The sequence below is a fragment of the Corynebacterium spheniscorum genome (genome assembly GCF_900113445.1).
Lineage (GTDB): Bacteria > Actinomycetota > Actinomycetes > Mycobacteriales > Mycobacteriaceae > Corynebacterium > Corynebacterium spheniscorum.
Genome location: NZ_FOPJ01000006.1, coordinates 1 through 13,441 on the forward strand (window position 1 = coordinate 1; position 13,441 = coordinate 13,441).

A 13,441-nucleotide genomic window follows, 5' to 3' on the forward strand; every position below is an offset into this window, starting at 1 on the left:
GACAACAATGATGTGTCGGTGGTTATTGCGGCAGGGGTACGCCCGGTCCCTTTCCGAACCCGGAAGCTAAGCCTGTTTGCGCTGATGGTACTGCACCTGTGAGGGTGTGGGAGAGTAAGTTGCTGCCGACCTAAAACTTGATAACAAAGAATATGGGGTGGGGTGTGATACCAACTGGTGTCGCACCCCACCCCATTTCGCATATCTAAAAGAATTTCCGGTGGGTTCTCCTGCTGCAGATTATTGTCACAGAGACGAAGACGAATAATGCATCGCAACGGGGTAGAATGATCCACCGTTGTCTATATAAACCACTGCAGGCTCTGGCCTGCACACCCCCTTTTACAAACAACGGGGTTCCCCCCGATTTCGAGGATGTCGATGAGCTCAGATAACCCGCACCGTTCCTACCGGGACAATCACCACTCTCGCAGCGAAGGCCCACGCCAACGCCGCGACGATGACCAGCGGCGTCATCGTAACCACGACCCCCGCGATGAGCGTGGCGGACGCCATTATGGTGACCAACCTCGTGGCCGTAACTGGGACGGCCGTGGTGAGCGCAAAAACCGCGGCCGCCAGTGGGATAACCGTGGCGATGATCGCCGCCGTGACGATCGCCCGCGTGGCCGCAATTGGGAAGAACGCGGCGGGGAACGCGGTCGTGAGGATCGTACCCGTGGCCGTAACTGGGAGGACCGCGGGGATCGTCGACGTGATGATCGCCCGCGTGGCCGCAATTGGGAGGATCGGGGGGACCGCCGCGGCGGTGGGGATCGGGATCGTCGAGGCGGCCATGCTCAACGCGGTGGCGCTCAACGACGCGACCGTTTCCAAGCTGGACCGCAGCGCAGCGGCTTCCGTGAAGACCGGATGGCGCAGCGCGCTAATGAACCTGAACTACCCAACGACATTGATGTCCAGGATCTTGACCCCATGGTCCGCCAAGACCTTCGGGTGCTCTCCCGCGATAATGCCGATCGCGTAGCTAAGCACATGATTATGGCTGCGGTGCTGCTTGAAGAGGATCCGAAGAAGGCTCTTGAGCATGCTCGTGCTGCAAAGGATCGCGCGGGACGTGTGGCCGTTGCACGCGAGACCTGCGGTATTACTGCTTATCATGCCGGCGAGTGGAAAGAAGCATTATCTGAGCTTCGTGCGGCCCGTCGCATCTCTGGTGGTCCCGGGTTGCTGGCTGTGATGGCTGACTGTGAACGTGGCTTGGGCCGACCGGATAAAGCAGTGGAAATGGCTCGCGCGCCGGAGGTCCAAGAACTGGATCCCGATTCGCGGATTGAATTGGCCATTGTGGTTGCTGGCGCTCGCCGCGATATGCAGCAAAAAGATGCAGCTTTGGTGACCTTGCAGCGGATGGATCCTAAGAAGTCCAATACCACTGTCTCTGGCCTGCGCTTAGCCTATGCGTACGCGGATGCGCTACAAGATGTGGGGCGCACTGATGAAGCTAAGGAATGGTTCACGCACGTGGCTGAGCATGACCGCGAGTTCAACCTTTTCGACGCCGAGGATCGCCTTAAGGAGCTTTCGTGAGTCGACTCATCGATCAATTCGATGGATTGCTGTTTGACCTAGACGGCACTGTTTATGCTGGCGGCCAAGCAATTGAGCACGCCATTGAGTCAATCAATGACGCTGAGCTGCCCTGCATCTACGTGACCAATAATGCTTCGAGGGCCCCGGAAGTCGTGGCCGAGCAACTTAGAGGCTTAGGCATTGGGGCGGCTAGCGCGGATAGTGTTTTGACCTCCGCGCAGGCTGCTTTGAAGCTACTGCGCGAATCCATAGGCGGGCACAAACTGCTGCTTTTAGGTTCCCAGAGCTTCCGTGACCTTGCTGAAGCTGAGGGCTATACCTTGGTGGATTCAGCTGATGAGCGTCCAGATGCGGTGGTTCAAGGTCATAACCCGGATACCGGGTGGCGTCAGCTATCGGAAGCGGCTTTGGCGATTCGCGCTGGTGTGCCGTATTTTGCCTCGAATTTGGATACCACCTTGCCGCAGGAACGTGGCCTTATGGTGGGTAATGGTTCCATGGTTGCTGCTGTGGTGAGTGCGACCGGGGTGAAGCCGAAATCTGCCGGTAAACCCGCTCCGGATATGCTGCGAATCTCCGCTGAGTTGGCTCAAGCGAAACGCCCTTTGGTGGTTGGGGATCGCCTGGATACGGATATTCAAGGCGGTAATGCCGCGGGCTTTAAAACCCTTCAGGTACTCACCGGTGTGCATGGCCCACGTGATGTGATTGCGGCACCAGCGGAGCAGCGCCCTGATTATTTGGCGGTTGATTTACGTTGCCTGCATGACAGCGTGGAGCTTATTAGCCCAGGGGCGGATCTTGGCTTTAGTGCTGAGTTTGTTGATGGGGAAGTACAGCTTCAATCAACACCTATGCAGGTTGCGGGGCAACCGGCGTGGCATGCCGCACTCCTTGCTGCCGCACCGGTGTGTTGGGAGCACCAGACGGTGTCGGTAAAAGCTTTAGATGAAAAAGCAAAGGATGCTATTTCTTCGTGGTAGACAAACCAAGGGATCCGCGAATGCGTGCGGAAGAGATTCGTCGGGAAGTTGAAGATGTGTTGGTGGACTTGCCCGATGATTTGTCGAATCCAGAGCAATTAGAGGCGGAAGTGGCGCGGTTGTCGAAGGCTCATGAATTATTGGATCGTGCGTTGCAGGATTAAATGATGGATGAGCAGCGGTTGGATAGTGCCATTAGTGAGCGGGGGTTGGCGCGCTCGCGGGAGAAAGCCCGAGCCATGATTAAGGCCGGGCGGGTGAGCGTGGATGGTCGGGTGGTGAAGAAAGCTGCGACGGCTGTGGGGGAAAACTCGCGGATTGAGATTGCTGCTGCGCCGGAGGATCGCTGGGCATCCAGGGGAGCGTTGAAGCTGCTCAGCGTGTTGGATCTATGGGAACCGCAGGGTTTAAGTTTGGCGGGTAAGCGAGTGTTGGATGCGGGGGCCTCGACCGGTGGGTTTAGTGATGTGTGCCTCGATCGTGGGGCGAAGAAAGTGTATGCCGTGGATGTGGGGCATGATCAATTGATTGCTCGGCTGGCGGAAGATCCACGGATTAAGAACCTTGAAGCCACCAATATTCGGGAATTAGACCGAGATATGTTGGATGGTGAAGCAGTTGATCTAATGGTGGGGGATTTAAGCTTCATATCCTTGAAATTGGTGCTGCCGGTGATTGCACAATGCGTGCGTGAGGGAGCGGATTTATTGCCGATGGTGAAGCCCCAATTTGAGGTGGGAAAGGAAAGATTAAGCCGCACTGGGGTAGTGAAGTCGCCTGAATTAAGGGCAGAAGTGACTTTAGATATTGCTCGTTGTGCGGCGGATCTGGGCTTATCGACCTTAGGAGTTGTGGCCTCAGCATTGCCGGGGCCAAGTGGCAACGTAGAGTATTTTCTGTGGCTGCGTGCCGATGCGGGTGCGCAAGCGCCCAGTGAGACGCAGCTCAGTGACATGGTGTCACGCGCAATAAAGGAAGGACCCCAATGAGTCCCTGCCAGGGTATCGACCGCTATTGGGAACGCGGTGACCTCCCGCCGCGGCCGCTTGAAGGGGAGGAGCGTGAGGTACTGCTCGTCCCGCACACCGGGCGCCGCGAGAATGTGGATGCATCCTCTAAAGCAGCTGAGATGCTCCAAGCCGCAGGCATTGGGGTGCGTGTTCTAGTTCACCGCGACTCCACTGCGGTGGCGCAACACCCCGTGCTTTCTCAATTAGATCGCCGCACGCACTCAGCTAGCGCTGCGGAAGGCGTGGAATTAGTGCTTGTTCTTGGCGGCGATGGGACCTTCTTGCGGGCCGCAGACCTGGCGCACCGTGTGGATATTCCGGTGCTGGGAATCAACCTTGGGCATGTGGGCTTCTTGGCGGAATGGGAAGCAGAATCCCTGGAAGAAGCTATTCAACGGGTAATTGACCGGGATTACCGCGTGGAAGACCGCATGACCTTAGATGTGGTGGTGCGCGATACCGACCTGAATATCACGGGGCGTTGCTGGGCACTAAATGAAGTTTCCGTGGAGAATTTAGATCGCCGCGGGGTGCTTGATGCAGTGCTAGAAGTTGATGGGCGGCCGGTGAGTAGCTTCGGTTGCGACGGGGTGTTGATTTCTACCCCGACTGGCTCGACCGCCTATGCATTTTCTGCTGGTGGGCCGGTGCTATGGCCAGAACTTGATGCCATTTTGGTGGTCCCGAATAATGCGCACGCGCTTTTCACCAAGCCTTTGGTGGTGTCCCCAAGCTCCACGGTGGCGGTGGAATCTAATCCCTTCGCCTCCCATGCGCAGGCCATTATGGATGGGTTCAGGCCGCTGCCTATGCCCCCAGGATCGCGGGTGGAAGTAGAGCGCGGGAATCGTCCGGTGCGGTGGGTGCGTTTGGATGATTCGCCCTTTACGGACCGCCTGGTGACGAAGCTGCGGCTCCCAGTTGAAGGTTGGCGTGGCCCCGGTAATGAAGCGAAGAAATTGGACGCTGAACAGAAGTAGGCCTTGCTGAAGGGCGCTATTTCGAACGCTTGGGGGAGGGCAGCTGGGGAGGGTGCTCGGCACCCTGACCCTAGTGGCGCATTAGGCTTTGATTCATGCTTGCCGACATCACGATCGAGAACCTGGGCGTCATCCCCAAAGCTAGCGCTGAGCTAGCCCCCGGCTTAAGTGTGCTCACCGGTGAAACCGGTGCCGGCAAAACCATGGTGGTTACGGGATTACGCCTGCTTTCCGGTGGGCGCGCAGACCCCGGCAGGGTACGTGCTGGCTGCAAGAAAGCCGTGGTGGAGGGGCGTTTTACCGCTGAGGGGGTATCCCTGGAGGTGCAAGCGCGATGCCAGGAGATCCTCAAGGCAGCAGGTGGGGATGTTGATGAGAATGGGGATTATTTAGCACTGCGCTCAGTAAGCGTGAGCGAAGAGGGCACGGGGCGTTCGCGCGCGCATCTAGGTGGGCGTGCGGTACCAGCTGCCACATTGGCGGAGTTCGCTTCTGAAGTATTAACCATCCATGGCCAAAATGATCAACTGCGCTTGCTTTCCCCGGAACGCCAATTAGCGGCTCTGGATCGCTTTGATCCACGCATCGCCCCGGTATTAAAGGAATATCGTGAGCTGTGGGGGAGGTGGCGGGAACTGGCGCGGGATCTGAAGAAGCGCACGGAGTCTCGCCGGGAATTGGCGCAGGAAGTAGATCGCCTGCAATTTGCGATCGAAGAAATCAGTGCCATTGATCCGGCACCAGGGGAGGATCAAGAACTCATTGCCTCGATTAGGCGCATGCAAGATGTGGATACCTTGCGCGAGCAGAGCATGCGGGCTTTGCATGCCATTGATGGGGTCGAAGATGTGGAGGCGCTGCGCGGTGCCGCGGAGTTAGCTGGGGAGGCAGAATACTTATTGATTGCCAGCGCCGATGAGCGCCTCAAAGCCCTAGGCGAACAGCTAGGAGAAGTGACGGCCTCTTTAGCGGATGTGTCTTCTGAGCTGGCAAGTTATTTAGATGAATTACCGGTGGACCCGGCTGAATTAGATAACCTCTTGCAGCGCCAACAGGAGCTGAAGACACTGACCCGGAAATACGCCCCGGATGCTGATGGCGTGATTGCGTGGAAAGAAAAGGCGGAGAAGCGGCTAGCCAGCATTGATGTGAGCACCGAGGCTTTGGATAAGTTGAAAGCTGAGGTGGCTGCCGCGGAAAAGAAGATGAAGAAGGTGGCGAAGCAGCTTCGGGGCTTACGTGAAGAGGCCGCTAAGAAATTAGCTGCCGCAGTGACCAAGGAACTGCATGGCCTCGCGATGCCGAAATCCCGCCTAGAGGTAGAGGTTAATGCGGTAGAACCCGGTGCTTCAGGCACTGAGGAAGTGCAATTATTGCTGGCCCCGACACCGCAATCCCCGGGGCGGCCGTTGGCGTCTTCAGCTTCTGGCGGTGAGCTCAGCCGCGTGATGTTGGCGTTGGAGGTGATTCTTTCGGAATCCCCTGGTGGGGGCACCATGGTGTTTGATGAAGTTGATGCCGGGGTGGGCGGTAAAGCAGCCGTGGAAATTGGGCGGCGGCTAGCTCGCTTGGCGCGCAGCAACCAGGTGATTGTGGTGACACACTTACCGCAAGTAGCAGCCTATGCGGATACGCATCTGCATGTGGCTAAGGAAGTCAGTGATGCCGAAGTGAGCTCTGGGGTGGAGGTCTTAAGTGATGACAGGCGGATTGAGGAATTAGCGCGCATGTTGGCGGGTATGGAAGATACCGCGACTGGTCGTGCGCATGCCGCGGAGCTATTGGCGACAGCGCAGGCAGAGATTAAAAACATGTAGGAGTTGCGGTTTGAGTTGCTGTAGGCCTCTGTGACGCAAGTTTCTAGGGTGACTTTCCGCGCGCCTCCACCCACTGAGCATTGGGATTGAACACAATGGGCCGCATGAGTCTGTTCTCTCGCACCGCCGACCTGCCCGGTATGCACGGGGTCCTTCGGGACTGCACACCCATGGGCAAGGGTTTTAAACGTTTCAAAGAAGGCGATATCGCCGTTATTGACGCCCCCGATATCTCCCGGCGTTTCGCCCAACGCCTCATTGAGATGCGGCCCCAAGCCGTGGTGAATATTGCGCGCTTCACCACCGGCGCAGTCCCCAATTTTGGCCCCCAAATGCTCATTGATGCGGGCATTCCACTGTATGAGAACACCGGGGCGCAGCTCCAAGAGGGCTTCCGGGACGGCAAGAAGGGAAGAATTACCGAAGATGGTGGAATCTTCCTTGGTGAGAACCAGATCGCTTCTTCTACTCCGCTAGATAGCGCTGGGGCACAGGCAGGTTTCCGTGATGCCCAGCAAATCCTGGTGGACAATATGGAAGCCTATTTCGGCAACACCACGCAGTTCATTCACTCCGAGGCACCACTGCTTATTGATGGCATTGGTATCCCGGATACCGGGGTGGCCATTGAAGACCGCAAGGTTGTGGTGCTCTCCCCGGATGCCGGGCATAAAGAGACCTTGAAGAATCTCCGTAACTTCATCCGCGAATATGATCCGGTGCTCATTGGCGTGAATGAAGCAGCAGACTCCCTTGTTCAAGCCGGCTACACCCCAGCTTTGGTGGTGGGCGACCCCCAATCCATGGCTGCTGAGACGCTGCGTAGCGGTGCGCGCGTGATTCTGCCGGCAGAACCAGATGGGCATGCCCCCGGCCTAGAAAGAATCCAAGACCTGGGTGTGGGCGCGATGACCTTCCCAGCGGCCACGCATTCGGCCACGGATCTGGCGATGCTCTTGGCTAATTACCATGGCGCACAGCTGATTGTGAATGCTGGTTCCCCGCGAGATTTGGATTCCCTTTTCGCCCAAGGTGCACAGGCCTCCCCAGCTGCTTTATTAACGCGCGCGAAGGTTGGCCCGAAGTTGGTGGATGCCTCTGCGATTAGCAATCTCTACACGGTCCAGCGTGGCGGTGGCTTGGGGTGGCTGTGGGCCATCCTGGGCATCTTGGTGGCCTTGGCGGTCATCATTGTGGTGGTGGGTACCGCAGGGCAGGGAACCTTCACCGATAACCTCATCGATACCTGGAACAATATTGCACTTACGGTGCAAGCATGGTTCCATCGCTAGCGCTGCATAGATCTGAAGGATAAGTACACACATGGCTAAAAAATCTGGTGGCGGAGTCTTTATTGGCGGACTCGGCTTCGGTATTGCCGCAGGTGTTGCCCTCGGCACGCTGGTGATCGCCCCGAACCTTCCAGAAGGTTCGCATGCTCAACTCGCCATTGCTCAAAAAGATCTCGCCGCAAGCAAAGAACTAGCTGAGATTAATGGCGCCCAAGCTGCCTCCGCAGATGGGCTGATTGGTGACCTGGCGGCAAGTGTTGTCAAAGACACCCTCAAAGATAAGGCCGTGCTGATTATGCACACCGAGGATGCTGATGCCACGGACCTCAGCCGGGTCAGCGAATTACTTGGTAAAGCTGGTGCAGAGATCACAGGTGATATTGCCCTGAAGGATAAATTCCTGTCCAAAGACGGTGCGGACTCCTTGAAGTCCATCGTGGCTAATACCCTGCCTGCTGGTGCCAAGCTCTCCACGGATTCGCTTGACCCCGGCACCCATGCTGGTGAAGCCCTTGGTGCGGCTTTAACCATGGACCCTGAATCCGGAGATCCGAAGGCCGCCGCGGAAGACCGCAAACTTCTACTAAGCGCCTTGGCGGACGCTGATTTCATCAGCTTCGATGAGGACACTATCTCCCCGGCTGACTCGCTGGTGATCATCACAGGTGATTCTGATGGCCTGGCGAAGAAGGATGATAGCGAAAGCGACACCCCGACCAGCTCCTTCGCCGCCCAAACGCTAGCGAAATTCGCTGCTGCTTTGGATCGCGCCGATGGGGCAGTGGTGCTAGCTGGCCGCGTACACACCGCCGCTGATACCGGCGTGATTGGTTTATTGCGCAAGGACGCCGAGGCGCAAGGTGTAAGCACCGTGGATTCCCTCTCCCGGGAATGGGCTCGCTTGGCCACCGTCTTGGCGGTAAAGGAACAGCTTAAGGGCGGTCATGGCGCCTATGGGGCGGCTTCTTCGGCTGAGGCCGTTGCCCCGGCACCCGATGGTGCCACCCCTTCGGTACCGGCGGAAGAACAACCCAGCGCTGAGCAAAATGCTCCGGAGCAGAACACCGCTGAGGAGAACACCGCCGAGGAGAACACTGCTGAGCAAAACACCGCCGATCAGAGCGGCTCTGAGCAGGAAAGTTAATTTCTGTCAGTTAATTGGTATAAACTGAAGGCCCGTAGTTCTTGAGTGTTTTCGCATTCAAGGGCTGCGGGACTTTCGCATTGTTGGTGAGCCCCGCATTCCGCTTTCCGCTTTTCGCCATCCGGACCGTCTAGGAGCATGCCCTCGCCATGAATAGCCACCAACCGAAATTCATCTTCGTCACCGGGGGAGTTGTCTCCTCCCTAGGCAAGGGGCTTTCTGCAGCCTCTCTTGGGCAATTGCTCAAAGCCCGCGGGTTGAAGGTGACCATGCAAAAACTCGACCCCTACCTGAATGTCGACCCAGGCACTATGAGTCCCTTCGAACATGGCGAAGTATTCGTCACCGAAGATGGCACCGAAACTGACCTGGACCTTGGGCACTATGAACGCTTCTTGGATGTGAACCTCTCTAATAACGCCAATGTCACCACCGGCAAGGTGTATTCCACCGTGATTGCACGCGAAAGGCACGGCGGTTACCTCGGTAAAACCGTGCAGGTTGTGCCGCATATTACCGATGAGATCAAAGCCCGCATCCTGGCGATGGCCGAAGGCGAAGAGATTCCAGATGTAGTGATCACCGAAATCGGCGGCACCGTCGGCGATATGGAATCCCAACCCTTCCTAGAAGCAGTCCGCCAAGTACGCCATGAAATCGGGCGTGAAAATGTATTCTTCATCCACTGCACGCTGGTGCCCTACCTAGCACCTTCAGAAGAACTTAAAACCAAACCTACCCAGCACTCGGTTGCTGAGCTACGGGGCCTAGGCATTGTGCCGGATGCTTTGGTGCTGCGCTGTGATCGTGAGGTACCCGGCGCGCTGAAGGCCAAGATTGCGTTGATGTGCGATGTGGATCGCGAAGGCGTGATCTCTTGTGCCGATGCCGCCAGTATCTATGACATTCCGGAGGTACTTTTCCGGGAGCAGCTCGATACCTTTGTGATCCGCCGGCTGAACCTGCCGTTTAAGGATGTGGATTGGACGCAGTGGCGCGATCTTTTAGATCGCGTGCATCACCCTCGCGGCACCATCAAGATTGGGTTGGTGGGCAAGTACACGGACCTGCCGGATGCCTACCTCTCTATTGCTGAGGCGTTGCGGGCAGCGGCCTTCCAGCACTATCAAAAAGTTGATATCCAGTGGGTATCTGCAGATGAGTGTGCTTCTGCGGAGGGCGCGGCCCAGGCTTTAGCTGGGCTTGATGGTTTGGTGATTCCTGGGGGCTTTGGGCACCGCGGAATTGAAGGAAAAATCGGTGCGATTACTTATGCCCGTGAGCATAAGCTCCCCACCTTAGGTATTTGCCTTGGCCTGCAATGCATCGTGTTGGAGGCCGCACGTTCTGCAGGTATTCAGGATGCTTCTTCTACTGAGTTTGATCCGCAGACCAGTGCGCCGGTGATTGCCACTATGGCAGAGCAGCTAGCTGCGGTTACCGGCGAGGCAGATTTGGGTGGCTCTATGCGTTTGGGGGCTTATCCTGCGCTGCTAGCGGAAGGTTCTTTGGTTGCTTCGCTTTATGGCCAACGTGAGGTCTCGGAGCGTCACCGTCACCGCTATGAGGTCAATAATGCTTATCGCGACCAGATTTCTGCTGGTTCCCAACTGGTATTTTCCGGTACCTCGCTTGATGGGGAACTCGTGGAGTTCGTGGAGTACCCGGCAGAGGTGCATCCCTTCTTGGTGGGAACCCAGGCTCACCCGGAATATAAGTCGCGTCCGACACGCCCACACCCGCTATTTTCTGGGCTGATGAGTGCAGCGATCGCGCGGCGCGGCTAGTCTTTTCCCGGAGGTCCTTTAAGCGAACAGCTTCCGCGAATAGTCTTCACCCCTCCGCTCAACCTGCCTGCCGCCGCAGGTAGGTTGATTCCCCACAGATTTCAGGAGTCACGCCACCTATGCATCACTTTGAGGTTGTCGACAGCGAACTACTGGTAGATGCCCCGATTCTCGCGCTTCGCCGAGATCAGGTGCGCATGCCCGCTGGCAATATCTCCAAGCGTGAAATCGTGGAGCACTTCGGGGCAGTTGCCATCGTAGCGGTTGATGATGCCCAACGCATCGCTTTGGTGCACCAATACCGCCACAGCGTGCAACAAAAACTGTGGGAATTACCGGCAGGGCTGCTGGATATGAAAGACGAAGACGCCCTTTTATGCGCCCAACGTGAACTCCAAGAAGAAGCCGGGGTGAGCGCGGGGCATTGGGCTTTCCTCCTGGACCTAGTAACCAGCCCAGGTTTTTGTGAAGAAGTAGTACGCGTCTTCCTCGCTGGTGATCTAAGCGAAGTCGAACAACCAGCAGGGGAAGATGAAGAAGCTGATATGCAGCTTGAGTGGGTGCCGCTGGATCGTGCCCGCGCCATGGTGATGGAGGGCAAGATCATCAATTCCATCGCGATCGCCGGGATCATGGCAGCCGCGGAGGTGCTTTCTGGCCGAGCGAAGACGCATCCGACCGATACACCTTTCCCGCTACGCCCCACGCACCTAGCTGCGCGCCGTAAAGAACAGGATATGAAGCGAGGCTAAAGCACCCATGGCAGCTACTGCCCAATCGACCCGGGGCTTAGCCAAGCGGTGGTTAGCGCACCTGCAGGTTGAGCGCGGCGTATCCCCGCATACCTTAAGCAACTATCGCCGTGACCTAGAACGCTACCTGCAGTGGCTGGAGCATCGCGGCATCACCGATCTAGGTACCGTGAGTGCCGAAGACCTGGAAGCCTACCTCGCTGATCTTCGCCGTGGGCTTAAAGAATTACAATGGCGCCCCCTTGCCCCCAGCTCAGCAGGACGTGCCCTGGTAGTGGCACGGGGCTTGCACCGCTTCGCGCTTGCCGAAGGTGATGTGGACCAAGACGTCTCCAAGGAAGTCGCCCCACCCCAACCGGCCCGCTATCTGCCGGATACCTTAAGCATCGATGAGGTCACCCAACTCCTGGAGGCCATCCCGGACGGTGAGGCCGCCACTCCGCTTGATCTGCGCGATAAGGCGTTGCTGGAATTGCTCTATGGCACCGGGGCCCGCATCTCTGAAATCACCGCGCTGAGTGTGGATGACCTCGTCGGCTGCGATGGCATCGTGATGATCACCGGCAAGGGATCCAAACAACGCCTCGTCCCGGTTGGCTCCCATGCGCTAGTGGCAGTGGAGGCCTATTTGGTGCGTGCCCGCCCGGCGCTGTCGCGGGGTAAAAGCCACGCCTTGTTATTGAACCAACGCGGTGGGGCATTATCGCGACAAAGCGCATGGGCGATTATCCGAAAAGCAGGGGAGCGCGCTGGTTTAACTAAAGAGATCTCCCCGCACACCTTGCGGCACTCTTATGCCACGCACTTGCTCGAAGGCGGGGCAGATGTGCGTGTAGTCCAAGAACTCTTGGGGCACTCCTCGGTAACCACCACGCAGATCTATACGCATATCACCGCGGAGAACCTACGGCAGGTCTGGCGCGAAGCACACCCAAGGGCGTAACGCTCCCGCGGGCATAGCCCACCCACGCGCATAGCGCTTCCAGACACCTCGTCAACCCGCGCGCCTTGATTCCGCAGCTGCAGAACATTCAAGCCAAAGAATCGCCTCGAAGCGTTCGAGCATGTAGCCCTATTGCATGTACTCTGGGCACTAAGTAACTAAGATGACAGCGATGTTATTTTGGCGCGCCGGGCATTCTCCATCAGGATGCGCAGGGCTGGCACCCCAGCTCATCCGCGCACCCCCAGCACCACACACGCACCGCCAGGTAGCTAAGTCAAGGAAGAGGGTATGACTGTGAGCGATTCGGGCTTGTTTGAGGCACCCGAGGTCGAACTAGGCCTCACGGGCCGCCCCGTCCGCGAAATCCCCGAACCCGCGCCCATCGACAAGCATGGCCCAGCCACCATCTTGGCCATGTGTAACCAAAAAGGCGGAGTGGGCAAAACCACCTCCACCATCAACCTTGGTGCCTGCCTCGCCGAGCTTGGCCGCCGCGTTCTATTGGTAGACCTTGACCCGCAGGGCGCCCTGTCAGCTGGCCTGGGCGTTCCCTACCAGGATCTCGATGTCACGGTCTATAACCTCATGGTGGATAACCGCTCGAGTATCCATAGCGCCATCCACCACACCAAGGTCCATAACCTCGACGTGGTCCCCGCCAATATTGATCTTTCCGCCGCGGAAATTCAATTGGTCAATGAAGTCGGCCGCGAACAAACCCTAGCTCGCGCCCTTCGCCCGGTCATGCGCGACTATGACTTCATCATCCTCGACTGCCAACCCTCCCTCGGCCTGCTCACCGTCAATGCGCTCGCCTGTGCGCATGGCGTGATCATCCCGATGGAATGCGAATACTTCTCGCTCCGCGGTCTCGCGCTACTTACCGACACGGTGGAAAAGGTCCGCGATCGCCTCAACTTCGATCTCGAGATCATCGGCATCCTGGTCACCATGTTCGATCGCCGCACCACCCACGCCCGCGAAGTGATGAGCCGCGTCGTCGAGGTCTTCGACGACCGCGTTTTCGATACCGTCATTACCCGCACAGTGCGTTTCCCAGAAACCTCCGTCGCCGGCGAACCGATCATCACCTGGGCCCCCAGCTCACCGGGCGCTGAGCAATACCGCAACCTCGCCCGCGAGGTCATCGAACGCACCTCTAAGCAGTGACCCAGG

12 protein-coding genes and 1 rRNA gene are annotated in these 13,441 nt (G+C 57.6%); all 13 read left to right on the forward strand.

The annotated features are described in order from the left end of the window. The first annotated feature begins 14 nt into the window (after nt 1-14). Nucleotides 15-131: ribosomal RNA gene (rrf, locus tag BMZ01_RS05820) — 5S ribosomal RNA — on the forward strand. Between the two features lie 250 nt (nt 132-381). Continuing rightward, nucleotides 382-1,551: a tetratricopeptide repeat protein gene (locus BMZ01_RS05825; RefSeq protein WP_092285418.1), complete on the forward strand. Its 1,170-nt coding sequence runs from the start codon at nt 382-384 to the stop codon at nt 1,549-1,551. Continuing rightward, nucleotides 1,548-2,537: an HAD-IIA family hydrolase gene (locus BMZ01_RS05830; RefSeq protein ID WP_092285420.1), complete on the forward strand. Its 990-nt coding sequence runs from the start codon at nt 1,548-1,550 to the stop codon at nt 2,535-2,537. Before BMZ01_RS05825 ends, BMZ01_RS05830 begins: the two co-directional genes overlap by 4 nt. Then, on the forward strand, nt 2,531-2,701 hold the full coding sequence (locus BMZ01_RS11165; RefSeq protein WP_177180085.1) for a hypothetical protein: 171 nt from the start codon (nt 2,531-2,533) through the stop codon (nt 2,699-2,701). Before BMZ01_RS05830 ends, BMZ01_RS11165 begins: the two co-directional genes overlap by 7 nt. Then, nucleotides 2,702-3,526 carry a TlyA family RNA methyltransferase gene (locus BMZ01_RS05835; RefSeq protein ID WP_092285422.1) on the forward strand — a complete coding sequence of 275 codons (825 nt, stop codon included), beginning with the start codon at nt 2,702-2,704 and terminating at the stop codon, nt 3,524-3,526. After that, nucleotides 3,523-4,527, forward strand: a complete 1,005-nt coding sequence (locus tag BMZ01_RS05840; RefSeq protein ID WP_092285424.1) for an NAD kinase — start codon at nt 3,523-3,525, stop codon at nt 4,525-4,527. The genes BMZ01_RS05835 and BMZ01_RS05840 overlap by 4 nt, the downstream gene beginning before the upstream one ends. A gap of 95 nt (nt 4,528-4,622) precedes the next feature. Beyond that, entirely contained in the window at nt 4,623-6,344 is a 1,722-nt protein-coding gene (gene recN, locus BMZ01_RS05845; protein WP_092285426.1) for a DNA repair protein RecN, read from the forward strand. Between the two features lie 95 nt (nt 6,345-6,439). Continuing rightward, nucleotides 6,440-7,636, forward strand: a complete 1,197-nt coding sequence (gene steA, locus BMZ01_RS05850; RefSeq protein ID WP_092285428.1) for a putative cytokinetic ring protein SteA — start codon at nt 6,440-6,442, stop codon at nt 7,634-7,636. A 31-nt stretch (nt 7,637-7,667) separates the two neighbouring features. Beyond that, a complete protein-coding gene (locus BMZ01_RS05855) occupies nt 7,668-8,780 on the forward strand; it encodes a copper transporter (RefSeq protein ID WP_092285430.1) in 1,113 nt (370 codons plus the stop codon). A gap of 149 nt (nt 8,781-8,929) precedes the next feature. Beyond that, nucleotides 8,930-10,567 (forward strand): CTP synthase, encoded by a 1,638-nt coding sequence (locus BMZ01_RS05860; protein ID WP_092285432.1) that lies wholly within the window; start codon nt 8,930-8,932, stop codon nt 10,565-10,567. Between the two features lie 119 nt (nt 10,568-10,686). After that, the gene (locus tag BMZ01_RS05865; RefSeq protein ID WP_092285434.1) at nt 10,687-11,319 is read left to right on the forward strand and encodes an NUDIX domain-containing protein; all 633 of its coding nucleotides are present in this window, start codon (nt 10,687-10,689) and stop codon (nt 11,317-11,319) included. A gap of 7 nt (nt 11,320-11,326) precedes the next feature. Next, nucleotides 11,327-12,262, forward strand: coding sequence for a site-specific tyrosine recombinase XerD (xerD, locus tag BMZ01_RS05870; protein ID WP_092285436.1), 936 nt, complete (start codon nt 11,327-11,329; stop codon nt 12,260-12,262). A 297-nt stretch (nt 12,263-12,559) separates the two neighbouring features. After that, complete coding sequence (locus BMZ01_RS05875; RefSeq protein ID WP_092285606.1) at nt 12,560-13,435, forward strand: ParA family protein; 876 nt, start codon at nt 12,560-12,562, stop codon at nt 13,433-13,435. The last annotated feature ends 6 nt before the right edge of the window (nt 13,436-13,441 follow it).

Coding starts and splice junctions, on each gene's coding strand:
- BMZ01_RS05825 (WP_092285418.1), top strand. CDS start 382: ATGAGCTCAGATAACCCGCACCGTTCCTACCGGGACAATCACCACTCT.
- BMZ01_RS05865 (WP_092285434.1), top strand. CDS start 10,687: ATGCATCACTTTGAGGTTGTCGACAGCGAACTACTGGTAGATGCCCCG.
- xerD (WP_092285436.1), top strand. CDS start 11,327: ATGGCAGCTACTGCCCAATCGACCCGGGGCTTAGCCAAGCGGTGGTTA.
- steA (WP_092285428.1), top strand. CDS start 6,440: ATGGGCCGCATGAGTCTGTTCTCTCGCACCGCCGACCTGCCCGGTATG.
- BMZ01_RS05855 (WP_092285430.1), top strand. CDS start 7,668: ATGGCTAAAAAATCTGGTGGCGGAGTCTTTATTGGCGGACTCGGCTTC.
- BMZ01_RS05835 (WP_092285422.1), top strand. CDS start 2,702: ATGATGGATGAGCAGCGGTTGGATAGTGCCATTAGTGAGCGGGGGTTG.
- recN (WP_092285426.1), top strand. CDS start 4,623: ATGCTTGCCGACATCACGATCGAGAACCTGGGCGTCATCCCCAAAGCT.
- BMZ01_RS05860 (WP_092285432.1), top strand. CDS start 8,930: ATGAATAGCCACCAACCGAAATTCATCTTCGTCACCGGGGGAGTTGTC.
- BMZ01_RS05840 (WP_092285424.1), top strand. CDS start 3,523: ATGAGTCCCTGCCAGGGTATCGACCGCTATTGGGAACGCGGTGACCTC.